At 45.2% G+C, this 25261-nt stretch carries 21 protein-coding genes; 14 read left to right on the top strand and 7 right to left on the bottom strand.

Annotated elements, in window-relative coordinates; all coding sequences use genetic code 11:
* Positions 1–77: 77 nt before the first annotated feature.
* Positions 78–731 carry a 7-cyano-7-deazaguanine synthase QueC gene (queC, locus tag BWX39_RS07980; protein ID WP_028905435.1) on the bottom strand — a complete coding sequence of 218 codons (654 nt, stop codon included), beginning with the start codon at positions 729–731 and terminating at the stop codon, positions 78–80.
* 120 nt (positions 732–851) lie between these two features.
* Here queC and BWX39_RS07985 point away from each other — a divergent pair, with 120 nt between their 5' ends.
* The 9 genes from BWX39_RS07985 to BWX39_RS08030 all read left to right on the top strand — a co-directional run bounded on the left by BWX39_RS07985 (position 852) and on the right by BWX39_RS08030 (position 10880).
* Positions 852–2102 carry a phosphoglycerate kinase gene (locus BWX39_RS07985; RefSeq protein ID WP_028905434.1) on the top strand — a complete coding sequence of 417 codons (1251 nt, stop codon included), beginning with the start codon at positions 852–854 and terminating at the stop codon, positions 2100–2102.
* A gap of 603 nt (positions 2103–2705) precedes the next feature.
* The gene (locus BWX39_RS07995; RefSeq protein ID WP_028905433.1) at positions 2706–3566 is read left to right on the top strand and encodes an enoyl-ACP reductase FabI; all 861 of its coding nucleotides are present in this window, start codon (positions 2706–2708) and stop codon (positions 3564–3566) included.
* Between the two features lie 614 nt (positions 3567–4180).
* Entirely contained in the window at positions 4181–5149 is a 969-nt protein-coding gene (locus BWX39_RS08000; RefSeq protein ID WP_028905432.1) for a YitT family protein, read from the top strand.
* Positions 5150–5275: 126 nt separating this feature from the next.
* Positions 5276–6301, top strand: a complete 1026-nt coding sequence (locus tag BWX39_RS08005) for a porin (protein ID WP_028905431.1) — start codon at positions 5276–5278, stop codon at positions 6299–6301.
* A gap of 487 nt (positions 6302–6788) precedes the next feature.
* Complete coding sequence (locus BWX39_RS08010) at positions 6789–7409, top strand: DUF6621 family protein (RefSeq protein WP_028905430.1); 621 nt, start codon at positions 6789–6791, stop codon at positions 7407–7409.
* A gap of 13 nt (positions 7410–7422) precedes the next feature.
* Positions 7423–8661: a saccharopine dehydrogenase family protein gene (locus BWX39_RS08015; RefSeq protein WP_028905429.1), complete on the top strand. Its 1239-nt coding sequence runs from the start codon at positions 7423–7425 to the stop codon at positions 8659–8661.
* Positions 8662–8698: 37 nt separating this feature from the next.
* Entirely contained in the window at positions 8699–9019 is a 321-nt protein-coding gene (locus tag BWX39_RS08020) for a transcriptional regulator (RefSeq protein WP_028905428.1), read from the top strand.
* A 210-nt stretch (positions 9020–9229) separates the two neighbouring features.
* The gene (gene recA, locus BWX39_RS08025) at positions 9230–10252 is read left to right on the top strand and encodes a recombinase RecA (protein ID WP_028905427.1); all 1023 of its coding nucleotides are present in this window, start codon (positions 9230–9232) and stop codon (positions 10250–10252) included.
* Between the two features lie 85 nt (positions 10253–10337).
* Positions 10338–10880, top strand: coding sequence for a hypothetical protein (locus BWX39_RS08030; RefSeq protein ID WP_028905426.1), 543 nt, complete (start codon positions 10338–10340; stop codon positions 10878–10880).
* 313 nt (positions 10881–11193) lie between these two features.
* Here BWX39_RS08030 and BWX39_RS08035 read toward each other — a convergent pair whose 3' ends face one another.
* The 4 genes from BWX39_RS08035 to BWX39_RS08050 form a co-directional block, all read right to left on the bottom strand.
* Positions 11194–12942, bottom strand: coding sequence for a GH25 family lysozyme (locus BWX39_RS08035; RefSeq protein ID WP_028905425.1), 1749 nt, complete (start codon positions 12940–12942; stop codon positions 11194–11196).
* 155 nt (positions 12943–13097) lie between these two features.
* Positions 13098–14096: a sialate O-acetylesterase gene (locus BWX39_RS08040; protein ID WP_028905424.1), complete on the bottom strand. Its 999-nt coding sequence runs from the start codon at positions 14094–14096 to the stop codon at positions 13098–13100.
* Between the two features lie 106 nt (positions 14097–14202).
* On the bottom strand, positions 14203–15216 hold the full coding sequence (locus BWX39_RS08045; protein ID WP_014709605.1) for a class II fructose-bisphosphate aldolase: 1014 nt from the start codon (positions 15214–15216) through the stop codon (positions 14203–14205).
* A gap of 584 nt (positions 15217–15800) precedes the next feature.
* Positions 15801–17318, bottom strand: coding sequence for a bifunctional ADP-dependent NAD(P)H-hydrate dehydratase/NAD(P)H-hydrate epimerase (locus BWX39_RS08050; protein ID WP_028905423.1), 1518 nt, complete (start codon positions 17316–17318; stop codon positions 15801–15803).
* A gap of 91 nt (positions 17319–17409) precedes the next feature.
* Between BWX39_RS08050 and hpt the strand changes: the two genes are divergently transcribed.
* The 4 genes from hpt (at position 17410) to pgeF (ending at position 20639) form a co-directional block, all read left to right on the top strand.
* Positions 17410–17949, top strand: coding sequence for a hypoxanthine phosphoribosyltransferase (hpt, locus tag BWX39_RS08055; RefSeq protein ID WP_028905422.1), 540 nt, complete (start codon positions 17410–17412; stop codon positions 17947–17949).
* Positions 17949–18521, top strand: coding sequence for an adenylate kinase (locus BWX39_RS08060; protein ID WP_014709602.1), 573 nt, complete (start codon positions 17949–17951; stop codon positions 18519–18521). Before hpt ends, BWX39_RS08060 begins: the two co-directional genes overlap by 1 nt.
* 140 nt (positions 18522–18661) lie before the next feature.
* Positions 18662–19834, top strand: coding sequence for a GTPase ObgE (gene obgE, locus BWX39_RS08065; RefSeq protein WP_028905421.1), 1173 nt, complete (start codon positions 18662–18664; stop codon positions 19832–19834).
* Positions 19827–20639 (top strand): peptidoglycan editing factor PgeF, encoded by an 813-nt coding sequence (gene pgeF, locus BWX39_RS08070; protein ID WP_028905420.1) that lies wholly within the window; start codon positions 19827–19829, stop codon positions 20637–20639. Before obgE ends, pgeF begins: the two co-directional genes overlap by 8 nt.
* Positions 20640–20742: 103 nt before the next feature.
* Here pgeF and BWX39_RS08075 read toward each other — a convergent pair whose 3' ends face one another.
* The gene (locus BWX39_RS08075) at positions 20743–21081 is read right to left on the bottom strand and encodes a MerR family transcriptional regulator (protein WP_028905419.1); all 339 of its coding nucleotides are present in this window, start codon (positions 21079–21081) and stop codon (positions 20743–20745) included.
* 90 nt (positions 21082–21171) lie between these two features.
* Between BWX39_RS08075 and alaS the strand changes: the two genes are divergently transcribed.
* Positions 21172–23838: an alanine--tRNA ligase gene (alaS, locus tag BWX39_RS08080; protein ID WP_028905418.1), complete on the top strand. Its 2667-nt coding sequence runs from the start codon at positions 21172–21174 to the stop codon at positions 23836–23838.
* 333 nt (positions 23839–24171) lie between these two features.
* Here alaS and BWX39_RS08085 read toward each other — a convergent pair whose 3' ends face one another.
* On the bottom strand, positions 24172–25257 hold the full coding sequence (locus BWX39_RS08085) for an ABC transporter permease (RefSeq protein WP_028905417.1): 1086 nt from the start codon (positions 25255–25257) through the stop codon (positions 24172–24174).
* Between the last annotated feature and the right edge of the window lie 4 nt (positions 25258–25261).

The raw sequence follows: 25261 nt of genomic DNA on the forward strand, positions 1-25261 counted from the left end.
TTTGTTCTTCCAAAATAAGAAAGCACTACTTTGCTGCAGAAACCGTTTAATCAATCCTGCTTGTCGGTCGCTTTGTTTTATTCCTCGTATTCCGTTGGGTCTGCCAATCCTGCTTCTCCGAAGGCTTCGTGCCGTTCGATACAAGTGCCGCACTTACCGCAATGGTGCTTGCCCGCTTTGTAGCAACTCCACGTTTCGGCATAGTTTATGCCGAGTTTTGTACCGATACGCACAATATCAGCTTTTGTTATGTTGGTAAAGGCAGCTTCTATGCGTGTGTTGTTGAATGTGCCTGCTTCGGTGGCAGCAGTCATTGCGTCGATAAAATCGGGACGACAATCGGGGTAAATGGTGTGGTCGCCACCGTGGTTGGCAATGTAAATGCGGTTGAGATTATGGCTTTCGGCAATGCCTGCTGCGATGGCGAGCATAATGCCGTTGCGGAATGGCACCACCGTCGATTTCATATTCTCCTCTTCGTAATGCCCTTCAGGAATCTTGTCCGACCCTTCCAAGAGCGAACTCTTGAAGTATTGCTGCATGAACTGCAAAGGAATAACAATGTGGCGTATGCCCAAGCGTTTGCAATGCAATGCCGCAAAAGGCAATTCCTTGCAGGCGTGGTTCTGCCCGTAATCGAACGAAACGGCTAAGGCAATAGTTTCAGCCTTGTCGTATAAGAGCGTAATGGAGTCGAGTCCACCGCTAACGATAATAATAGAATCTTTCATTTATGTCAGTTTGTTACTGCAAAATTACAAAAAAGATTGTGTTTCGTTTCCCTGATAAAATATTTTTTCGTATTTTTGCCGTAGGAATGTATTCATTATAATTATATAAAAATCAATCAAATGAAGATTAATGATTTCAACTTCGCTGGACAGAAAGCAATTGTTCGCGTGGATTTTAATGTGCCATTGGACGAGAATGGTAATGTAACAGACGACACACGTATCCGTGGTGCCTTACCAACTTTGAAGAAAGTGCTTGCTGACGGTGGCGCACTCATTATGATGAGCCACATGGGTAAGCCTAAAGGCAAGGTGAAGGCTGAACTCTCATTGAGCCAGATAGTGAAAAACGTAAGCGAAGCACTTGGCGTAACCGTTAAATTTGCCAAGGACGCAGGCAACGCTGAAGCCGAAGTTGCAGCTTTGAAGAACGGAGAAGCACTCTTGTTGGAGAACCTTCGCTTCTACGCTGAAGAAGAAGGCAAGCCTGTCGGTGTAGAAAAAGGCACACCAGAATACGACGCTGCCAAGAAAGAAATGAAGACACGTCAGGCTGATTTCGCAAAGAAATTGGCTTCATACGCTGACGTATATGTGAACGACGCTTTCGGTACAGCTCACCGCAAGCACGCTTCAACAGCCGTAATTGCCGACTACTTCGATGCCGAACACAAGATGTTGGGCTTCCTTATGGAAAAAGAAGTAACCGCAATCGACAATGTCTTGAAGAACGCACAGCACCCTTTCACCGCCATTATCGGAGGTTCAAAGGTCAGCTCTAAGCTCGGCGTCATCAAAAACCTGCTCGATAAGGTAGACAACCTCATCATCGGTGGCGGTATGGGCTACACTTTCATCAAGGCACAAGGCGGAAACGTAGGTTTGTCGCTACACGAAGACGACCTGATGCCTGAAGCATTGAACGTAATGGCAGCAGCAAAGAAAAAGGGCGTAAACCTCTCGCTCTCTATCGCATCTATCTGCGCACAACAGTTCTCTAACGATGCAGAGCGCAAGGAGTTCCCTATCAACCAGATTCCAAACGATTGGGAAGGTATGGACGCTGCCCCCGAAAGTCTTGAAATATGGAAGAAGATTATTCTCGACTCAAAGACTATCCTTTGGAACGGTCCTGTTGGCGTGTTCGAATTCGAGAACTTTGCTCACGGTACAGGCGAAATTGCAAAGTATGTTGCCGAAGCTACACAGAATAACGGTGCGTTCTCGCTCGTTGGTGGTGGCGACTCGGTAGCTGCCGTAAACAAGTTTGGCTTGGCAGACAAGGTTTCTTATGTTTCAACAGGTGGCGGTGCAATGCTCGAAGCTATCGAGGGCAAAGTGTTGCCAGGCGTTGCAGCAATTGAGAAATAGACTTTTCGTTCAAGCGAAATAGAATATTCGATAAACTAAAGAAAGAAGAAAGGAAGCCCATATCGGGTTTCCTTTCTTTGCTTTTATTCCCTATCTGAACGTGAATTCGTCATAAGAAACACGCCAGTATATTACAAACTCACATTATTCTACGAACGAAAATGAGGCGATAAATATGTAAATATTTTTCATAGTCATAATCATCGCTTAATCATCTAACTATCAATACGTTACAAAACCTATTGTTTTGCGTTCCAAAAGCGGCTCTTTTGCACGGTAAAAGCGTAGGTTTTGCAACGCAAAAGAGCCGCTTTCGCAATGTCAAAACGCAGTTGTCATTTTTTAAGAGAATTATCTTTACAAAACTAAACCGAAAAAGCCTCACAGTTTCATCGGTGAGTTTGATAAAAAATATCTATGAGATTGCGTGCTTAACCTATTTTCTTATGCCAAGCCAACGCCTACTTGAAGACTTCGCACATCGTTCTTAGATACGCACGGATAGGGTGAGGTGAAGTGGGAAAACCCTATTTAACAATCAAATAGGTTAGTTTTCCAACAATTTTTAGTACCTTTGAACCCAATTTAGAAGGATAATTAATTATGAGTAACAACTTATTAAAAGGTAAAAGAGGCATTATTTTCGGTGCCTTAAACGAGCAGTCAATCGCATGGAAAGTTGCTGAAAGAGCAGTAGAGGAAGGAGCAACGATAACACTTTCAAATACTCCGGTAGCCGTGAGAATGGGTACTGTAAGCGCATTGGCTGAGAAATTGAATTGTGAAGTAATTGCAGCTGATGCAACAAGTGTAGAGGATTTGGAGAATGTTTTCAATCGTTCGGTGGAGATTTTAGGTGGAAAGATTGATTTCGTGTTGCACTCTATCGGTATGTCGCCAAATGTTCGCAAGCACCGTACATACGACGACTTGGACTACAATATGCTGGGCACGACGCTCGATATTTCGGCAATGTCGTTCCACAAGATGATTCAGAGTGCGAAGAAGCTCGACGCTATCAACGAGTATGGCTCAATCTTGGCTTTGTCGTACATTGCTGCACAGCGTACATTCTTCGGTTACAACGATATGGCTGATGCCAAAGCTCTCTTGGAAAGCATTGCGCGCAGCTTCGGTTACATCTACGGTCGCGAAAAGAACGTGCGTATCAACACCATCTCGCAATCGCCAACGATGACCACAGCTGGTCAAGGCGTGAAGGGTATGGACAAGTTGTACGACTTCGCCAACCGTATGTCGCCACTCGGTAACGCTTCGGCAGCCGAATGTGCAGACTACTGCATCGTTATGTTCTCTGACTTAACGAAAAAGGTAACCATGCAAAACCTCTACCACGACGGTGGTTTCTCTAACATTGGTATGAGCCTTCGTGCCATGTCTACCTACGAAAAGGGTATCGGCGACGAATATAAAGACGAGAACGGAAAAATCATTTACGGATAAATCTCCGCACTCCAAAACACATAAAACGACACGGGGCGACACGCATAGTGCCACCCCGTGTTGTTTTATCTTCCTTACAAGTATCGCCATTACGATATAAAACAACCACACAATTGCTTATAAATTATAACTTACGCATCTACCCAATACCTTAAAAACCTATTTTAAACACCTTTTTCATTGATTATTGATTGATATTTGCGTATTCTGCAAGATGAAACTTATAATCTAAAAGCACCGTGTTTATCACATTGCCACACTTCCGTTCTGTTTTTACAGCATCGCTGCACAACCGTTGCTACAAGGCGGTAAGCAGCAAAATATCAGCAAGTAAGCAACACCTTATTATATAATAAAGGTACGAACAAATTTGCCTTTGAATGGTCTTATTCTCCCCTGTTGCTGATAAAAAAGTAGAGAATAAGTAAAAAATTACAAGGTAAGAAGTGATTTTTGAGTATTAAAAATTTGTTATGTCATTTAATTAGTGTAATTTTGTACCGCATTTGGAGCAGCCTTGTCTTAATAACCATAAAGGTTTGAAAGGCGAATGCATACAAACAGAGAAAACAAAAAAAATATAAAAAACAATCTAACTTAAATCGAATTTAATTATGAATCAAGATTCTAAGAAAGTCAGTCCATTCTCATCTGAAGGCATTAATCAAGGTCTTTCTAAAGTTGGAGGATTGCTGAAGACAAGAAAGTTTTGGGTAGAGCTGGTTATCATGACCCTTGGTATGTTCGTTGCAGCCCTCGGCGTCTACTTCTTCCTTATCCCAAGTAAGCTCATTGTAGGTTCTATTACTGGTCTTTCACTGGTAATCTCCCAGCTTTTACCATTCATTTCAGTTGGTAATGTTATCTTCATTATCAACGCAATCTTGTTAGTATTGTCGTTTATTCTGATAGGAAACGAGTTTGGTGCCAAGACTGTTTACACTGCACTTATACTTGGTCCGATGATTGACTTCCTTGGAACAATCTTTCCGATGTCAGAATCTATGTTCACACAGCATGTTGCTGGTGGTATAATAACAAATCCTTGGTTCGACTTGCTTTGCTTCGTACTGATTCTGCGTGCTTCTCAAAGTATTCTTTTCAGTATCAACGCATCTACAGGTGGACTCGATATTCTTGCAAAGATTATCAATAAGTACACAGGTGTAAGCCTTGGTACATCGGTAACATTCGCAGGTGGTGCCATTTGCTGTACTGCTTTTGCCATCAACCCTCCCTATCTTGTTATCATCGGTCTTATCGGTACATGGATGAACGGCCTTATCTTGAACCACTTTATGTTGGGTATGAACATGCGAAACCGTGTATTTGTTATTTCAAAAGACTACGAACGGATTCAAGACTATGTTATCAACACCCTTCACCGTGGCGTAACCATGCACGAGGTTATTGGTGGTTTCAGCCATCAGAAGAACGTACAGTTGGAGATTATCTTAACCAACGAAGAGTTGTCTAACTTCATGGCGTTCCTTGCTAAAGAAGAAATCGATTCGTTCTGCACCACCGACACTGTCAGCGAAGTACGCGGTTTGTGGAACAAGAATAAAAAACATAAACACTAACAATTAGGAAAAAGGGGGCAAGTTACATTGTATCCGAAACTAAAAATAAAGAGACGGCATAACAAATATGCCGCCTCTTTATAATGTATAAAAGCACATTGAAATAAAGTTTATTCATTATTAATTATGAAAATCAAAAGCATTATCGCATTATTATTATTGAGTTCGACAACCGTAATGGCGCAAGAAACAAAGCCTGTAAACTTGCAGGTCGAGGCAAGAGCCGACTATCAGCGCATAAACATTGACGGCAAGAAGATTAAAGAAGGAAGCGGATTCAAGGGAAATGTTGTAAATATCATCTTGAAAGGCGACATTTCGCCAAAGTTCTCGTATGCTTTCCGCAACCGCCTGAACGGTATCAACAAAGACTACAACTTCTTCAACTCTACCGACTGGTTGTACTTGAAGTATAAACCCAACAAGAATGTAGCCCTTATAGCAGGTAAATACATTGTAATGGTGGCAGGCTACGAATTGTTGCCCGCTCCAATCGACTGCTATTTCCTATCAGAATTCTGCTACAACTTCCCTTGCTACCAATGGGGACTTGTAGGCGAGCTCACCACCAACAGCGGAAACGATGTCTTCTCGGCACAGATTTGCCAAAGTCCATACCAGAAAGTCTACGAAAACAAAGCAGGCAAGGCAGCAGAAATGTATGCCTACAACGTAGCGTGGAATGGTCGCCACGGCTTCTGGGAACCTTTTTGGTCGGTAAATATGTCGGAATATGCACCCCATAAGTTCATCAACTACATTTCGTTAGGCAACAAATTCCACCTTGCCGACAACCTTCAATTAGAGTTAGATTATTGGAACCGTGCCGCTTCAGGACAAGGTTTTATCGGCAAAGACTGCTCAGTTATCGGTCAAATATCTTACCAACCTACCGAAAAACTGAACGTTTTTGCAAAGACAAGCTACGAAGTGAACCACGCAGGAACCGATGCTGACGTTGCCGTAATGGACGGAACAGAACTCACCCGCGTTGGTAGCGGTGTAGAATACTACCCATTGAAAGAGAAGAACGTCAGAATACACGGCTATTACAGCTACTCATTTGGCAAGAACGCCAACCCTGCAGGTGTGGTTCAAGACAAGATGTCGGAACTTAACATAGGTGTAACTTGGCGTGGCAAAGTGCTCTAATACATCTTTGTAATTGCAGTTGAGCCGAATGGCTCATACGAAATAGAAGCGAACCAATGCTTGCAGTGAGCGTTGGTTCGCTTTTTCGTATTCATTCACTGCCACTAAAAAGGCAACAGAACTTAGGCGGAAACAAGGTAATAAAAGTGTAAACATTTTTCATAAGCATAACTTTCACGCAACCACTTAATTATCAACGTTTTGCAAAACCTATTGTTTTGCATTCCAAAAGCGTAGGTTTTGCACGGTAAAAGCGGCTCTTTTGCATCGCAAAACCTACGCTTTCGCAACGTCAAAGCGCAATTACCATTTTTCAATAGATTTTTTCTTTACAAAACAGAGCGTATTTTTGTTAAAATCAGACCGAAACAATAAAAAGAGATTTGCCCACTACCGAAGTTCCGTCAAACACCTATAAGGCTCGCAATAAGCAAAAAAATGGTGAAATAGTTTGGGCATTCACACCTTTTAATGTAACTTTGTAGCAATGAATACACAAAATTCACAGAACATAAAAATGAGCGAAAACATCATCATTGTCGATGGCGACTATATCGACAGAGTGGCGTTCAACCTCATTGTGAACTTCGAGCGAATGCTCAACAGAAAGATTCCAGCTGCCGACTTCAGCCAATGGGTGGTGGATATAGCACTCGACGGACGGCTGAAAGCAGGCAATCACGAAACCCAAGTAGTGGTATTGCACGATAAGAACAAAGCAAAATTAGAGAACTTCGTGCCTTCCGACTTTCAGAAAGAGCTTGACAAGCAAGCATTTACCGATAAACAGTTGGGCGAATTTATTATAAACACCATTGCTACGGGCAGTGCGCTGACCGAGAAAGACGATGTATTGCTCGACGTATTGCGCATTGCGCTGAGCCACGACGAAGTTCGCCGCATAATGATAGTGCCGAATGCAGAAGACAGCAACATTTACAGCGTTATCCGAAATACGCTGAAAGATGTGGACGACGAGCAGAAACACATCACCATGTTCGCTATGATGCCTATGGAAGGCGGCAACTTCAAGCAACAAATATTAGGTTATCCGCTCATGAATGCTATGGGCATAACCGCAGAGGAAATAGATAAAAACATAGAATAAAAGAAATAAGAAAATGGGAAGAGTACTTATGATTGGCGCAGGTGGCGTTGCCACGGTAGCCGCATTTAAGATTGTTCAGAATCAGGACGTGTTTACTGAGTTTATGATTGCAAGTCGCCGTAAGGAGAAATGCGACGAGTTGGTGAAGTCGATTCACGACAAAGGCTACAAAGCCGACATTAAAACAGCGCAGGTAGACGCAGACGATGTAGAACAATTAAAGGCACTTTTCAATTCGTTCAAGCCAGAATTGGTGGTAAACCTTGCGTTGCCATACCAAGACCTCACCATTATGGAGGCTTGTTTGGCATGCGATTGCAACTATTTGGATACTGCTAACTACGAGCCAAAGGACGAAGCGCACTTTGAGTACAGCTGGCAGTGGGCTTACAAAGAGAAGTTCGAGCAAGCAGGACTCACTGCAATCCTTGGTTGTGGGTTCGACCCAGGTGTGTCGCAGGTATTCACAGCCTACGCAGCAAAGCACCATTTTGACGAAATTCACTACCTCGACATCGTGGATTGTAACGCAGGCAACCACCACAAAGCATTTGCAACAAACTTCAATCCTGAAATAAACATTCGCGAAATCACCCAAAAGGGATTATATTACGAGAACGGCGAATGGATAGAAACTGAACCGCTGAAGGTGCATCAGGACTTAACGTATCCTAATATCGGCCCTCGCGATTCTTATTTGATGCACCACGAGGAGTTGGAATCGCTCGTTAAGAACTTCCCAACCATCAAGCGTGCACGCTTCTGGATGACTTTCGGACAGCAATACCTTACTTATTTGGATTGCATACAGAATCTCGGAATGAGCCGTATCGACGAAATCGAGTACGAAGCACCATTGGCTGACGGTTCAGGAAAGACCGTAAAAGTGAAGATTGTACCACTTCAGTTCCTCAAAGCCGTATTGCCAAACCCACAAGACTTGGGCGAAAACTACGACGGAGAGACTTCAATCGGTTGCCGTATTCGTGGTATCAAGGACGGAAAAGAGCAGACTTACTACGTTTACAACAACTGCAAGCACCAAGAAGCCTACGAAGAAACAGGCATGCAAGGCGTCAGCTATACAACTGGCGTGCCTGCAATGATTGGCGCAATGATGTTCTTCAAGGGCATTTGGCGTAAGCCAGGCGTGTGGAACTTGGAAGATTTCGACCCAGACCCATTCATGGAGCAACTCAACAAGCAAGGTTTGCCTTGGCACGAAGTGTTCGGAGGCGATTTGGAGTTGTAGGATTTGAAACAGCAAAGAAACGAAACAGCAAAACAAAATGGCGTGTTCTTTAGACTTCATTGAGTTTGTTTGCCGACAGATAGAAGCTGTTGGAGCAATCAGATACCGCAAGATGTTTGGCGACTATATGATATATGCCAACGAAAAACCTGTCATCATAGCTTGCGACAACATAGCCTTCGTAAAGCAACACGAGGCTATTGAGGCTTTAATGGCAGAGGCTGAAAAAGGTTATCCATACGAAGGAGCAAAAGAACACTACATACTCGACGTTTCAAGAGCAGACCACGCAACAAAGGTTGTTGCAATCTTGGCAGAGGTGTTGCCCTATCCTAAGAAGCGAAAGAAGAAGGAATGAACGGCAAAGCATTGCACAACAAAGAATGAACATACACAAACTTTTAAATGTTTAGCAGCGAATAAAAAGCCCGAAAGTGAAACTTTTGGGCATTTTAGCACTCCATATAGGCAGGCGAAGATAGTTTGTTATCAACATAAAACCTGTACTGGCGCACAACGTTTGCTAATAAAAGGTTTAAATTACAAGATAAAATAGATTAATTAATATATGACTAAAGAAGAAGCACAAAACCCTGCTGAAGGCAAACTGAAGGCCTTGCAAGCAGCGATGTCGAAGATAGAAAAAGACTTTGGTAAAGGTTCTATCATGCGTATGGGTGATGAACAGATAGAAAACGTGGAAGTAATACCAAGCGGCAGCATCGGTCTTGATGTTGCTTTAGGCGTAGGCGGCTACCCACGTGGACGCATTATAGAGATTTATGGTCCCGAAAGCTCGGGTAAAACAACCCTTGCTATCCACGCCATTGCCGAAGCACAGAAGGCTGGCGGCATAGCTGCATTCATCGATGCAGAGCACGCTTTCGACCGTTTCTATGCTCAAAAGTTAGGCGTAGATGTAGATAACTTGTGGATTTCGCAACCCGACAACGGCGAACAAGCGTTGGAAATAGCCGACCAACTTATTCGTTCTTCAGCCATCGACATTCTCGTTGTAGACTCTGTGGCTGCGCTTACACCTAAGAAGGAAATAGAAGGCGATATGGGAGACTCTAACGTTGGCTTGCAGGCGCGCCTTATGAGCCAGGCTTTGCGCAAACTTACATCTACCATCAGCAAGACAAACACTTGCTGTATCTTCATCAATCAGTTGCGCGAAAAGATTGGTGTGATGTTCGGAAACCCCGAAACAACAACGGGTGGCAACGCTTTGAAGTTCTACAGCTCGGTGCGTTTAGATATTCGTCGCGTTACTTCCATCAAGGACGGCGACAATGTTATCGGCAACCAAGTTCGTGTAAAGGTTGTGAAAAACAAGGTTGCGCCTCCTTTCCGTAAGGTAGAATTCGATATTCTCTTCGGCGAAGGCATCTCTAAAGTGGGCGAAATACTCGACTTGGGTGTAGAATACAACATCATTCAGAAGAGCGGAAGCTGGTTCAGCTATGGCGGAACAAAGCTCGCACAAGGGCGTGATGCTACCAAGACCATGCTGAAAGACAATCCTGAACTTGTAGAAGAGATTACAGCACTGATACAACAAGCCATTACTGCAAAGCAAAACGCATAATGGAAACATCGAGACAGGGCGAAGAAAGCTACTGAAAAGTGGGCTTGCTTCGCCCTGTTTTCTATTCAGAAAAGAAGAAAAGACAATGGAAAAAAACACAACAACCAACTTTGAAACTATCTTCAAAGACGACCTTTATCAATATTTGCTATCACACAACGAGGTAGACGAGCGGTTGCCCGAAGCTCCCGACTTGGACGAACTGTGGCAGAAAATAGCCGAAGCCTATATGCCCGATGCCATACGCGAGTTTCCCAACTACCCAACGGTTGCACTTGGGTGGATAATGTACGTCGGAATGGCAGTTGCAAAATACTGGGACGAGGACTGGGAACTATACAGCAAGGTAGAAAACCTGTATGCCTACCTGCGCGACCAAACCGATTTCGACCATACCGACGACTATATTCGCGAAAAGGTTCTACTGCTCAATGCCGAAGAAGCCAACGCCTTGGAACGTCTTGTGGGCGAATGTGCCGCACGAACTTACAGCCAGTTGCGCCGTTTAAACATCGAGCCAAGTACCAAAGAGGCTTACCGTACATTTGTAGAAGCACTTCATCAGCTTTACAATTTCGGTGTAGCCATAGAGTTGAAGCGATTAGGCTACCGTATGACGGCTATGTAATAAAAGAGCCAAAACTACAATCATACAGGCTGAAACATGCAGCAAGCTGACGGTGTAGTTTTGTTCTATTTTTCCTTAAACAATTCTGTTAAAAAGTGATAACTGCGCTTTGACTTTGCAAAAGCGTAGGTTTTGCGTTGCAAAAGAGCCGCTTTTACCGTGCAAAACCTACGCTTTTGGAACGCAAAACAACTGGTTCTGCAAAGCGTTGATAATAAAGAAGTTACACAACAGATATTTTTACACAGGATTTTTGCACTATTGTCCTATTTTTCCTGTCCTCTCAACAACATACGTTGCTGCATTTCAAACGTCAGCGAACAGCAATATTTTTCTTTATACAATGCTTGCGCAAGAAGTCCTCGTACTGGTTTTTATAGCCATTAAAGACATTTATATCAACGTCGCCGTGTATGCCGCTGACCTTCCCATCGGGACTTAATTGCCAGTAAGTCAGCTTCAGTTCGGGCTTATACTCGCCATAACGGGCTATCCACACGAAGTATTCGCCTTGCAAATCGACAGCCAACGGCAAGTATTTCTTTGTAAACATCTGACTGATATAAAGAATAGGGCGCACGCCTGTGGCACGATGAACCGCAACAAGCCAATTGCGAACGTGCTTGAACAAGACTTCGGCACCGCCCATCTTTTCTATTTGCTCGTCAGAAGGCTCAACATCGAGTACAGCGGGTAGGTCGCCTTTGCTGAAAATGCTGTTCTTCAGGAAGTAGCGAGCCTGCTCTATGCCCGCCGAAGTGGTGGAAAAGAAATGATATGCCCCCACCTTGATGCCGTGTTTGCGTGCCTGCGCATAGTCGTCCTTGTAGTATGGGTTCAGCACCGTGCAGCCTTCTGTAGACTTTATATACATGAATGCAATGGGGTAATCCACCTTTCCGCGTATCTTCTTTGCACTTATCTTTCCCAAACCTGTGATACGGAGCTTCTCCCAATCAATGGCGAACTTCTGTTTGTTCTTCTCGTGCTGATGTTTGGAGATGTCTATGCCATAGATACGCTCGTGGTGGTGGCTGATTCGTTCGCCTTTAAACACGCCGTCTTTCCACTCTCCCACCTGTAAATATTCGTGTGGTGCAATGTAGAAGCCGAATCCGTTGCGCTTTCCGTCGTCCCAATGACCGTCGTAGAAGCTGCCGTTATTGCCGAAATGCTGTCCGTAGCCATTCGGTTTTCCGTGTTTCATCTCGCCGACATAGTAGCCCAACGAATCAGGAACGCCCATTTGAAACGGCTTGTTCAGTGCCACTTCGGTGCGCTGCGACACCTTTGCCAACTCTTCCTGTGCCCTTTCGGCACCCATTACAGCAATTGTGCCGATGGGTGTGAACTTGTTATGCGTCTGCAACAGTAGGTTTCCGCTGTCCTTGTATATGGCAATGCGGTTGCAGACTGTCGTTTTAGCCGAACCGTTGCGCAACACGGTGTAGCGATTAATCTGCTTTATGCGCAGTTGGGCATCGTTTGGAATGCTCACCAACACACCAATGACTGTTCGGAGCGAGTCGCGTTGGCGTTCAAGATGTCGGTGATAGTCAGCTACTTTGTTGTATCCGTAATCGCTTACGTTGTGCACACGCATATAATAAGTAAGCTCGTTGTGCTGCGTTTGCAAGTCTGCCAGCTCGTCGTCGGCAGTTTTCAGCTTGTTGGCTAACAGCTTGTGCAAGGCATTGCTGTTGAGATTCAAGATGATTGAGGGCTTGTTAGCCCACTTTGTTACGATGCGACCGAAGCAACTGGGCCAGATTGGAAAAGCATTTACCCAATAGCCACGTGTGCGAACTTTACGTGTGCGGATTAATTCCTTCTGTATAACACCGCCAACGAGTTTCGAGTTCTTGTAATCGGTAAAGTAAACGGTGGGCTTTCCGTTTACTTCAAGTTGGTAGTAGGCTTGCTGCTCCACCACTACAGCACAGCCATCAATGTCTTCTTGCGTGGGTGGGAGCATTCGATAAACCACAAATGCGAGTAAAAAAAACGACAATACGGCACCCGCAATGCAGTATTGTCGTTTCGTAAGATGCCAACGCGCCATTCCTTATCTGCTTTTTTATATTGGTTGAAATATTCTTATAGCCTCAACAAGTTGCAGTATGAACCACAAAACAGCTGATTATTGAAAAACTCCAACACCACGAATGTTGCTGAAACAATGGTTACGATGTGCATCTTTTCGTTCATTCTACGAAGTTAGTTATTAATCGTGAACGAGTGTTCGCCTTCTGTTGTATAGAAGATAATGATAATATTCCCTTGTGGGAAGGCATTCAAGTCCAAGTTATACTCTTTTGCAGGTTCGGCAATCGCAATATCCTTGATGTTTTTTCCTGCTGCATTCTGCACCGAAATCTTCACGATGGGTTCGTTGGAAGTAGCCGTCAGCATTCCTTTATCGCTTATATGTACTTTTACTTCCATTGTTTTGCGGTCAATGGTCTGCTTCGTTATCGATGTTGTTCTACGAACTTCGGGGAGTTCATAGCCAATTCCTTGCAAGGCTTTGATAGCAAATTTGCGCCCAAGATTTTCAAGTCCCTCTTTAGAATAGTAGATTTTGTTGTCTGCCAAAGGGCAATTTGCCGATGAAACAACAAACGAATACTGCAAGGCTTTATGCATTTTGCCATAGGTTTCGTTGGCAGCGGCATACTTTCCGCCATATTCAGCACGGCCTACCTCGCCTATCAGCAATGGAACTTTCGTAGAATCGAGCGACAAATCGCCAACTATGTCGTAAAAGATTCTCCTCATACGCTTCAGCCACGCTTCGTTGTAGTTGTCGATACCGTCTTGTTGGAGCAATATTCCTTTCACTACGCCCTTGCTCTGGGCACTGCGTGCCATACTGATAAGTTTGCCGTAAGGGTTGTTGTCATACTTTGCCAAAGCCTTCTTGTTGCTTTCATCGGTTACTTTCGATACATAGCTGCGATAGTTTTGCTTATCGAAAGCAATGATAGGGCTTACCGGCAACGTTACGGTAACGAAGCCTATGCGCTTTCCTTTTGCGGTTTCGCCTATTGTTTTGCTGAACGAATCGAGCAAGAAGCCATCGGTACTTGTTCCTTCATCGGCTTTACCAATCATATTATCTTGCCCGATAACAAGATAAATCCAATAGTTTTGGTCTTGCGCATTCACTGAAATGCCCATTAGAAACAAGACCAATGAAACGATAGTCTTCTTCATTTTCTGTTTTATTTAAGGTGTTTTTAGTATTTGCTAATTAAGTGGAAAAGAAAGGCGGAAGCCTCTCCAAGAAGGTTCCGCCGTTTGTATTGATTGCTTCCGAGGATTAGTCGAGGTTAGCCAACTTGTTGTCTGAACCAAGAACGTCCTTAATCTTCTCAGCATAAAGTTCGGTCATATACTCGCGAGCCTTGCCACAATACTGGCGTGGGTCGAAGTATTCAGGGTGCAATGCCAATGTTTCGCGAACACCTGCGGTGAATGCAAGACGAGAGTCAGAGTCGATATTAATCTTACATACAGCACTCTTGGTAGCCTTACGGAGCTGTTCTTCAGGAATACCTACTGCGTTTGGCAATGCGCCGCCGTACTTATTAATCATCTCAACATACTTCTCTGGCACTGAAGACGAGCCGTGAAGTACGATTGGGAAGCCTGGAAGTTCTTTCTCTACCGCTTCCAATACGTCGAATGCCAATGGAGGAGGAACCAAACGACCAGTCTTTGGGTCGCGTGTACACTGCTCTGGCTTAAACTTGTAAGCACCGTGAGAAGTACCGATAGAGATTGCCAACGAGTCGCAACCAGTGCGCTTAGCAAAGTCTACCACTTCTTCTGGACGTGTATAGTGAGACTCTTCAGCAACAACGTCGTCTTCAACGCCTGCCAAAACGCCGAGTTCGCCTTCTACTGTTACGTCGAACTGGTGTGCATAGTCTACAACCTTCTTTGTCAAAGCTACATTTTCCTCGTAAGGAAGTGCAGAACCGTCAATCATAACTGATGAGAAACCGAAGTCCACACAGCTCTTACATACCTCGAAGCTGTCGCCGTGGTCGAGGTGTAACACGATTTCAGGGTGGTTGCAGCCCAACTCTTTTGCATATTCAACAGCACCTTCTGCCAAGTAACGAAGCAATGTTTGGTTAGCATACTTGCGCGCTCCCTTTGAAACCTGAATGATTACAGGCGACTTTGTTTGCACACAAGCTGTAACAATTGCTTGGAGTTGTTCCAAATTATTAAAGTTAAATGCTGGTACTGCCCAACCGCCGTCGATGGCTCTCTTAAACATCTCGCGTGTGTTTACGAGGCCTAAGTCTTTATAATTTACTGCCATAATATTGTTATATATTTAAAATGTGAATACTGAATACTAAGTATTTATTTGCAAATATACCCTTTTATTTTGTGAACACCAAACCTTATGAGCAGATTAATCTGTATGACTGTTAAATTATACATATTTCTTGATTTAAGCGAAGAATTGCCGCACGAAACCAATGGAAAGCCCTACACACGGAAAAATACGTTCTGTTGGAATAAAAGACATTCCCTTTTTGGAGAATGAACGAACCTTTTAATCTCTGCCCCATTTCTCTTACACATCTTATTATATAGGAGAGAAGGAAGCCACAACGGTGTAAATATTTTTCGCAAGAGCATCTGTTATCTAACCACCTTATTATCAGCACGTTGCAAAACCTATTGTTTTGCATTGCAAAAGCGGCTGTTTTGCACGGTAAAAGCGTATGTTTTGCGTTGCAAAAGAGCCGCTTTCGCAACGTAAAAACGAAATTATCATTTTTCTTTAGAATTATCTTTACAAAACCAAGGTGATTTCCACACCTTCTGCAAACAAAAAAGGGGGATTCATTCCCCCAATTATTTTTCTATCGAAACAAAAATACAGCAAGGCAAATGCTACTCACTAAGACGCTTGAAGGCTTTCGGAAGATAGTCGATAATATCGCCTGCGATAAGGCTTTCCTTGCCTAAATCGTTTGCAGCGAGGTCGCCTGCCAAGCCGTGCAGGTACATTCCGACAGCACAAGCATCTGTATGGTTGTAGCCACGAGCCAACAAAGCCGTTATGATACCTGTGAGCACATCGCCGCTACCTGCTGTTGCCATACCGCTATTGCCCGTGGGGTTGAAGAGAATGTTGCCATTTGGCAAGCAAAGCGCACTGTTGTGCCCTTTCAAGAGTATATATGCGGTGAGGCTTTGCGCCAAGTTTTGCGCTTGTTCCAAGCGTTCGTAGTCGCCGTTGGAAGGCGTTCCGTTCAGTCGGTCGAACTCTGCTGCATGCGGCGTCATAATGATATTCTTCGGCAACTGCTGCAGCCACGCCCGATGAGAAGCCAGCATATTCAGTGCATCGGCATCGGCAACGACGGGGCACTGCGCCCTGCGAATTTGCGAAATCATAGCAATGGCAGTGTTTTCCTGCTGTCCTAAGCCAGGACCGATGCCCAATGCGTCGAAGTCTTCTACGTTTACGGCTTCCGAGAAATAAGTTTCCTCGTGGTCTATCTGCATTATGGCTTCTGGAACCGCAGTCTGCATAATGTCGTAGTTCTTCTTTGGCGTGTGCACGGTTACCTTTCCTGCACCCGAACGCAAGCACGCACGTGTTGCAAGCACTGCCGCACCTGCCATTCCGTAGCTTCCTGCTATGAGCAAAGCGTTGCCCATAGTGCCTTTATGGACGAAATCGCCGCGTGTAAGCAGCTTTTCCCGCACTTCGCTTTCCTCTAAAATGGCGTATTGTGCGCCTGTCTTGCTGATAAATTCCCTACTCAATCGTATGTCGAGCACCTTTACTCGCCCAAGGAATTGTTGCGATTCGCCAAGCAGGAACGAAAGTTTCTTTTGGTGTAACGTCAGCGTCAGGTCGGCTTGAATAATGTTTGCACGCACATTGCGTGAGTTATCTTCGGCTAAAAGTCCCGATGGCACGTCGATACTGACTACTTTCGACGGACTTTGATTGATGTATTTCACAAGCGAGGCAAAACCACCTGCAAGGGGTTTGTTCAGTCCGATGCCGAACAAACCGTCTATAACCAAGGTTTCGGCAGTAAGTTCGGGTGGGTCGAACGACACGTTTACTTCCGTGAAATCCTTGAAATGCTTTGTATCTATCAGCCTGCTTTTGTTCAAAGCACAGTTCTCGGATAGATGGTTGGAGATATTAAACAACACCACCTTTACCTGATAGCCTTCGGCAAAGAGCAAACGTGCCACTGCCAAGGCATCGCCACCATTGTTCCCAGCCCCTGCAAAGACCACTATGGGCGTCTTGTTGCTCCATTCTTCCATAATGGCGTGGGTCAGTGCCTTGGCTGCTCGCTCCATCAAATCAATCGATCTGATGGGTTCGTGTTCTATCGTATATTGGTCGAGCTCGTGTATCTGAGCACTTGTAAATATCTTCATAATAGTGGCAAATTTACAAAATAAATGCTAATCCTATGAGATTGTTTGGTTTAATTTTCGTAATTTTGCGCAAAATAACTGATTTTGCACAATGAGTCGCATAACAATTAAAGATAAAACATTCGAGACTTCAATCCCTGAAGCAGTAATTCTTGAAAAAGTGGAACGTGTGGCTGAAAGGCTGAACAAGGATATGGCAGGCAAGACTCCCCTGTTTCTTGCAGTCCTCAACGGGTCGTTCATGTATGCTGCGGACTTGATGAAGTTTATTGATATACCTTGCGAAATAGGTTTTGTAAGGGTGGCTTCCTATGAAGGAACAGAGTCGTCGGGAAAGATTACCGAAATCATTGGCTTGAACGAAGATATTTCTGGGCGCGAAGTAGTAATCGTAGAAGACATCGTAGATACGGGCAGAACAATGGAACGTATGCTGGAAACACTGCGCAAGAAGAACCCTGCCAATATCCATATCAGCACGTTGCTGCTGAAACCAGGCAAGTTGGAGGCGGCTTTGAATATAGAATATGCTGCTATGGAAATACCTAACGACTTCATTGTGGGCTACGGATTGGACTACGACCAGCAAGGAAGGAACTTAAGAGACATATATACTTTAGTACAAGAATAATGAAAAATATCGTAATTTTCGGTGCTCCCGGTGCAGGAAAAGGCACACAGAGCGACAAAATGATTGAGAAGTACGGTTTCGGACACATCTCTACAGGCGATGTATTGCGTGCCGAAATCAAGAACGGTACAGAACTTGGTAAAACCGCTAAGGGCTATATCGACAATGGTCAGCTTATCCCTGATGAACTTATGATTGACATTCTTGCCAGCGTCTACGACAGTTTCGGCAAGGAACACAAAGGCGTTATCTTCGACGGATTCCCTCGTACAATTCCACAAGCTGATGCCTTGAAGGCTATGCTCGCAGAACGTGGACACAAGATTGCAGCTATGATTGAGCTGTTCGTGCCAGAAGATGAGCTTATGAAGCGTCTTATCCTCCGCGGACAGCAGAGCGGACGTTCTGACGACAACGAAGAAACCATCAAGAAGCGTCTGAATGTTTACCACACACAGACCTCTCCACTCATTGATTGGTACGAAAAAGAAGGCATTCACCACCACGTTGAAGGCCTTGGAACCATTGACGAAATCTTCGGTCGCATCGAATCGGTTATCGATGCACTATAATATAAAAAGATGATAGGCAGCAGGAAGTATTGCCATACGCATACTTTTACCCGCTGCCTATCATCTTTTTTATTCAATAAAACTTCGCCACTTATTGGCTTTTCCCACCATTATTCATTATTTAAACTCCCCATCAAGCTATGGCAGAAACAAACTTTGTAGACTACGTCAAGATATATTGTCGCTCTGGCAAGGGCGGTAAAGGCTCTATGCACTTGCGCCACGTGAAGTATAATCCTAACGGCGGTCCTGATGGAGGAGACGGTGGAAAGGGTGGAAGCATTATTCTGCGTGGCAACCACAACTACTGGACATTGCTCCACCTGCGCTATCAACGCCACATTTTCGCCGAACATGGAGGCAACGGAGGGCGCGACAAGTGCCACGGAAGCGATGGCAAGGACGTTTATATCGATGTTCCTTGCGGCACAGTGGTCTACAATGCCGAGACAGGAAAGTTTGTTTGCGACATCTCATACGACGGTCAGGAGGTGGTATTGCTGAAAGGCGGTCGTGGCGGATTGGGCAATTTCCAGTTCCGTACTGCTACCAACCAAGCTCCACGATATGCCCAACCAGGCGAACCGTTGCAGGAAATGACCGTCATTCTTGAACTTAAACTCTTAGCTGACGTAGGTTTGGTGGGCTTTCCCAACGCTGGCAAGTCTACATTACTGTCATCGTTGTCGAGCGCGAAACCTAAAATAGCCAACTATCCCTTCACAACGATGGAGCCATCGCTGGGCATTGTAAGCTATCGCGACAACCAAAGCTTCGTTATGGCAGACATTCCAGGTATCATCGAAGGTGCAAGCGAGGGCAAAGGATTGGGGTTGCGCTTCCTCCGACATATAGAGCGCAACTCGCTTTTGCTGTTTATGGTGCCAGGAGATACCGACGATATAAAGAAAGAATACGAGATTTTGCTCAACGAACTCCGCCAATTCAACCCCGAAATGCTCAGCAAACACAGAGTGCTGGCAGTTACAAAGAGCGACCTATTAGACGATGAACTGATAGAAATGCTAAAGGAAACGCTTCCCACCGACCTGCCAGTGGTGTTTATTTCAGCAGTCGTTGGCAGCGGAATCGACGAACTGAAAGACTTGTTGTGGAAGGAACTCAACTCGGAAAGCAACAAATTGAACGACATTGTAGCAGAAGACACACTCGTACATCGCGACAAAGACATGGCACGCTTTGAGGCAGAGATGCACGAAGAGGGTGCTGATGTGGAAGATGCAGAGCTTTACGACGAAGATAACTTCGACGAAATAGACGAACTTGACGATTTTGAGTACATTGATGAATAAGCCCGAACTGCACCATTACGCACTTGCCGACAACGTTGTGGCTTTCTCTTCCACCCGCCACGGCGGTGTTAGCCAAGGCGATTACGCTTCGTTCAACATCAATCGCTATTGTAATGATGTGCCCGAAAGCATAGAAGAAAACCGCAAAGCCTTAGCCAACAGCTTGGGAATAGACGTCAGTCGGCTCATCGTTCCGCACCAAATACACAGCGACAACTCGCGGTTGATAGCCAGCGAATACTTCAATTTGCCCGAAAACATACGCCAACAAATCATCGAAGGCGTCGATGCTGTGATGACAAACGAACCGAATGTGTGCATCGGAGTGTCTACTGCCGACTGCATTCCCATACTTCTCTACGACACAGAGCACCACGCTGCTGCAGCTATACACGCTGGTTGGCGTGGCACAGTGAAGCATATCGTGCTGAAAACCATCAAGGAGATGGGCACAGTCTTCCACACCGACCCACAAAAACTGAAGGCTGTGATTGGTCCCGGTATATCGCTGGAGAACTTTGAAGTGGGCGACGAAGTCTACGAACAGTTTGCCAATGCCCATCTCGATATGGAACGAATAGCCAAACGCTATCGCACCATACAGCCAAAAGAGGGCGAAGCACCTTTGAAATGGCACTTAGACCTGAAACTTTCCAACCATATGGATATGGAAACAATGGGCGTTCTGCCCGAAAACATTATAGACGAAGGCATTTGCACTTACGATGCCACCACCGATTACTTCTCTGCCCGCAGACTCGGCATCGATTCGGGGCGCATCTATAATGGCATTATGTTGAAGTAAGAAGTACTTCCTTTCTCTTTTACGCTATTGGTTTGCCACGACCCTAAAACCATTCTTGCCGTGCCAAACCTTCCCTATTATATATAAGGTGTAAGCAAACTACTTACACCAAACCACTGAGTTGGGCTTTCAAATCTTTCAGTTGGTCGCGTACCGATATCAAACTCTCAAGCACTTTCTGGCTCTTATCGGCACCGCTGCGGTTTTCTTGCAGCATCTTTCGTGCTGCAGCAATCTTAAATCCACGCACTTTCACCAGATTATAGATAATCTTTATTTGCTCAATATCCTTGTCCGTATATTGGCGAACACGATTACCTGTGGTTTTCGGACGGAGATGTGGGAACTCTGTTTCCCAATAACGGAGCAAACTTTCCGACACTTCCATCATCTGTGCCACTTCTTTTATGGAATAATATAGTTTACGCGAATTATCTGCCATATATCAATCATTTTACAATTCATTTGCAAAAATAGTGAAAAGTCAGTATCTTTGCAACTCTTTTGGTTGATTTTTATAAAATTAAAGTATATGAAAGAAATGACAGCAAATGAAATCCGCGACTCTTTCAAGAAGTTTTTCGAGTCGAAAGGACACGTCATTGTACCGTCTGCACCGATGGTTATTAAGGACGACCCTACGCTGATGTTCACCAACGCTGGTATGAACCAGTGGAAAGATATAATTCTTGGCACGAAAGAACCAGAACCACGACGCCGCGCCGACTCGCAGAAATGCTTGCGTGTAAGTGGCAAGCACAACGACTTGGAAGAAGTCGGACACGACACCTACCACCATACAATGTTCGAAATGCTCGGCAACTGGAGCTTCGGCGACTACTTCAAGGAGAACGCAATCGACTATGCGTGGGAGTATTTGGTTGATGTTCTGAAGCTGAACCCTGCCGATTTGTATGTTACCGTATTCGAAGGCAGCCCCTCAGAAGGCATTGCCCGCGACGACGAAGCTGCACAATACTGGCTCAAACACTTGCCAGCAGACCACATTATCGACGGAAACAAGCACGACAACTTCTGGGAAATGGGCGAAACAGGTCCTTGTGGTCCCTGCTCTGAGATACACGTAGACTCTCGCAGTGCCGAAGAAAAGGCAAAAACACCCGGTCGTGAGCTTGTGAACAAAGACAATCCGCAGGTTATCGAAATATGGAACATCGTCTTCATGCAGTTCCAACGCAAGTCTGACGGTTCGCTCGAACCTTTGTCAATGAACGTCATTGATACGGGTATGGGCTTCGAACGCCTCGTACGTATGCTGCAAGGAAAGAACTCGAACTACGATACTGACATCTTCCAGCCTACCATCAAGGAAATGGAACGTTTGAGCGGAAAGAAGTACGGCTTCACTACGCCATCGGGCGAAAACGGAGAAGCAAGAAACGAACAAGAGAAAATAGACATTGCCATGCGCGTCGTAGCCGACCACATGCGTGCCGTTGCCTTCTCAATTGCCGACAGTCAGCTGCCAGGCAATGCGAAAGCAGGCTACGTTATCCGCCGTATCTTGCGCCGTGCCGTACGTTACGCCTACACCTTCTTAGACCAGAAGGAAGCGTTTATCTACAAGTTGCTCAACACGTTTATCCACGAAATGGGCAACGCATACCCTGAACTGACCGCTCAACGCGAACTCATTGCGCGCGTTATCAAGGAAGAGGAAGACTCGTTCCTGCGCACTTTGGAGAAAGGTATCAACCTTTTAACCAACGCAATGGACGAAATGAAGGCGCAAGGAAAGACCGAACTGAACGGTAAAGAGGCGTTCCGCCTGTTCGATACCTACGGTTTCCCACTCGACCTCACCGAACTGATTTGTCGTGAACACGGCTTCAGTGTCGATGAAAAACAGTTCGAGGAAGAAATGGAACAGCAAAAGGCACGTGCTCGCAATGCTGCCGTTGTTGAAAACGGCGACTGGGTAGTGCTGAAAGAGGGCGAACAAGAGTTCGTAGGCTACGACTACACCGAATACGAATGCCGCATTTTGCGTTACAGAAAGGTTACACAGAAGAAGAATACTTTCTTTGAATTGGTGTTAGACCACACGCCTTTCTACGGCGAAATGGGTGGACAGGTTGGCGACCAAGGTGTTTTGGTGAACGAAGAGGAAACCATCGACATCGTTGATACAAAGCGCGAGAACAACCAAAGCATTCACATCGTGAAGCAACTGCCGAAGAATGCAGAGGCAGACTTCATGGCTTGCGTCGATACCGACAAGCGCGATGCTTCGGCAGCCAACCATACAGCAACCCACTTGTTGGATTACGCACTGAAACAGGTGCTGGGCGAGCACTGCGAACAGAAGGGTTCGTATGTCAGCGCAGACACTCTGCGTTTCGACTTCTCGCACTTCCAGAAAGTAACCGACGAGGAATTGCGACAGGTAGAGCGCATCGTAAACGATATGATACGTCAGGACTTGCCTCGTGGCGAGTATCGCGACACACCGTTAGAGCAAGCAAAGGAGATGGGCGCAGTGGCATTGTTCGGCGAAAAATACGGCGACAAGGTGCGTGTCATCAGCTTTGGTCCGTCGTGCGAGTTCTGTGGCGGTATCCACGCTACCTCTACAGGACGCATTGGCTTCTTCAAGATAATCAGCGAAAGCAGTGTTGCTGCGGGCATTCGCCGCGTAGAAGCCCTCACAGGAAAGCATTGCGAAGAAACTCTCTACGCACTTGAAGACACCGTGCGCGACTTAAAGGCGATGTTCAACAATGCGAAGGACTTGAAAGGCGTTATAGAGAAGTACATTCAGGAGCACGATGCAATGAAGAAAGAAATGGAAAGCTTCCGCCAACAAACCGTTGTCCGCTTTGCAAACCGCTTGGTAGAACGTGCAGAAACCGTGAACGGCGTCAAGGTGGTAAAGGCTGTGCTGCCCGTTGAACCAGCTTCGGCAAAAGACATCGTCTTCAAGGTGCGCGAAGCCATACCCGAAAAGCTCGTTTGCGTATTGGGCTCGACCCACGAAAACAAGCCTTTGCTCTCGATTATGCTGAGCGACGATATGGTGAAAGACCACGAAATGAACGCTGGAAAGATTATCCGCGAAGCTGCAAAGCTGATTAAAGGCGGTGGCGGCGGACAGCCCCACTACGCACAGGCAGGCGGTAAAGATGTTGAAGGCGTAACCGCAGCAGTAGACAAGGCAATTGAATTGGCAAACCTGTAATAGGGTTTCAAGGTGGCACGGTTGCCGAAATACATTCTAAGAACAAGGAGGGTATGCAGAAAATCTCATCTGCATACCCTCCTTTCTTTATCTACCAACGCCACAGCCACGACCTTGCACGGTTGCATTCCTGCACCAAAAACCATGAAGCCTCATCGGTTCATGCACCTCTTCTCCACCCCATCTTCCTGTCTTTAAAGTACTTATATTGCACAAAAATCGTTGTCAGACAAATTATTTACACGTAAAGAAATATTTATTTACGTGTAAAGAAATTATTACTTACGTGTAAAAAAATATTTATTTACACGTAAATAATTTAGCGAACTTGCGTTAATTGTTCTTCTTATAACTCATCACAGCCCAACCTCCCATAAAAAGGGCAATGCCCGAAAGGGCAAATACCTGATGAGCAATGCTGTTGAAGCTGCCACCACGAATAAATACTGTACGTATAGCCTCTATGAAATAGCTTACAGGATTAACGTACGTGGTGAGATAAGGCACAGACGGCATAGAGCGTGTGGGGGTGAACAGACCAGAAAGCAACAGGAGTATGACTACGAAGAACCACATTACGAAAATGGCTTGCTGCATTGTGTCGGAGTAATTGGATATTATCAGTCCGAAAGAAGAGAAGAACAATGCCAGCAACATAGCCAGCAGATAGATGAGAGCGATATTCCCCACTGAAGTTATGCCATATACAGCCCACGCCAATACAAGGCAGACGGTAATGATGAAGAACGCAATAAGCCAGTAAGGAACGAGCTTTGCAAGAATGAATGTCCACTTGCTTACAGGGGTTACGTTCATCTGTTCTATCGTCCCAGTTTCTTTTTCGTTCACTATATTGAGCGTTGGCAGGAAGCCTGTCATCAGCATCATTATGATGGCAAAGAGTGCAGGAATCATAAATAGCTTGAAGTTAAGGTGCTTGTTGTAGAGGTATAGCGTAGCCACCTTCGACTGAATGGCTGCGGCAGAGGGCAACGCATTGGCAGAAACAACCTGAGAAAGATAAACCGAGCCTATGGAACCCTTTGTCCCATTGACGGCATTGGCAGCAATAAGCACCTGTGGCATACGCCCCAAGGTAAGGTTGCGACTGTAATTTTGCGGTATAACCACTGCTATATCGGCTTCGGAATGCTCTATGTTGTTGAGTGCTGCTGCGTAGGTAGATTGCTGTCCGTGAAATACAAAGTACTTGTTTGCTTCAATTTCGTGCACCAATTGCTGCGACTGCGTAGAGCGGTCGTTATCCACAACGTCTACTGCAATGTTCTTTACCTCCATGTTCATTATCCACGGCATGACGCACATAATCACAATTGGATAGATTATGATGAGTCGTGGAAGAAATGAATTCCGACGAATTTGGGTGAACTCTTTCCGTAAAAGATATTTCAGTGTCATAGAC

Source organism: Prevotella intermedia ATCC 25611 = DSM 20706 (assembly GCF_001953955.1).
GTDB classification, from domain to species: Bacteria; Bacteroidota; Bacteroidia; order Bacteroidales; family Bacteroidaceae; genus Prevotella; species Prevotella intermedia.

Bases quoted from the DNA above. Each gene is read 5' to 3' on its own strand.
- queC (WP_028905435.1), bottom strand. From the start codon at position 731: ATGAAAGATTCTATTATTATCGTTAGCGGTGGACTCGACTCCATTACG.
- BWX39_RS07985 (WP_028905434.1), top strand. From the start codon at position 852: ATGAAGATTAATGATTTCAACTTCGCTGGACAGAAAGCAATTGTTCGC.
- BWX39_RS07995 (WP_028905433.1), top strand. From the start codon at position 2,706: ATGAGTAACAACTTATTAAAAGGTAAAAGAGGCATTATTTTCGGTGCC.
- BWX39_RS08000 (WP_028905432.1), top strand. From the start codon at position 4,181: ATGAATCAAGATTCTAAGAAAGTCAGTCCATTCTCATCTGAAGGCATT.
- BWX39_RS08005 (WP_028905431.1), top strand. From the start codon at position 5,276: ATGAAAATCAAAAGCATTATCGCATTATTATTATTGAGTTCGACAACC.
- BWX39_RS08010 (WP_028905430.1), top strand. From the start codon at position 6,789: ATGAATACACAAAATTCACAGAACATAAAAATGAGCGAAAACATCATC.
- BWX39_RS08015 (WP_028905429.1), top strand. From the start codon at position 7,423: ATGGGAAGAGTACTTATGATTGGCGCAGGTGGCGTTGCCACGGTAGCC.
- BWX39_RS08020 (WP_028905428.1), top strand. From the start codon at position 8,699: ATGGCGTGTTCTTTAGACTTCATTGAGTTTGTTTGCCGACAGATAGAA.
- recA (WP_028905427.1), top strand. From the start codon at position 9,230: ATGACTAAAGAAGAAGCACAAAACCCTGCTGAAGGCAAACTGAAGGCC.
- BWX39_RS08030 (WP_028905426.1), top strand. From the start codon at position 10,338: ATGGAAAAAAACACAACAACCAACTTTGAAACTATCTTCAAAGACGAC.
- BWX39_RS08035 (WP_028905425.1), bottom strand. From the start codon at position 12,942: ATGGCGCGTTGGCATCTTACGAAACGACAATACTGCATTGCGGGTGCC.
- BWX39_RS08040 (WP_028905424.1), bottom strand. From the start codon at position 14,096: ATGAAGAAGACTATCGTTTCATTGGTCTTGTTTCTAATGGGCATTTCA.
- BWX39_RS08045 (WP_014709605.1), bottom strand. From the start codon at position 15,216: ATGGCAGTAAATTATAAAGACTTAGGCCTCGTAAACACACGCGAGATG.
- BWX39_RS08050 (WP_028905423.1), bottom strand. From the start codon at position 17,318: ATGAAGATATTTACAAGTGCTCAGATACACGAGCTCGACCAATATACG.
- hpt (WP_028905422.1), top strand. From the start codon at position 17,410: ATGAGTCGCATAACAATTAAAGATAAAACATTCGAGACTTCAATCCCT.
- BWX39_RS08060 (WP_014709602.1), top strand. From the start codon at position 17,949: ATGAAAAATATCGTAATTTTCGGTGCTCCCGGTGCAGGAAAAGGCACA.
- obgE (WP_028905421.1), top strand. From the start codon at position 18,662: ATGGCAGAAACAAACTTTGTAGACTACGTCAAGATATATTGTCGCTCT.
- pgeF (WP_028905420.1), top strand. From the start codon at position 19,827: ATGAATAAGCCCGAACTGCACCATTACGCACTTGCCGACAACGTTGTG.
- BWX39_RS08075 (WP_028905419.1), bottom strand. From the start codon at position 21,081: ATGGCAGATAATTCGCGTAAACTATATTATTCCATAAAAGAAGTGGCA.
- alaS (WP_028905418.1), top strand. From the start codon at position 21,172: ATGAAAGAAATGACAGCAAATGAAATCCGCGACTCTTTCAAGAAGTTT.
- BWX39_RS08085 (WP_028905417.1), bottom strand. From the start codon at position 25,257: ATGACACTGAAATATCTTTTACGGAAAGAGTTCACCCAAATTCGTCGG.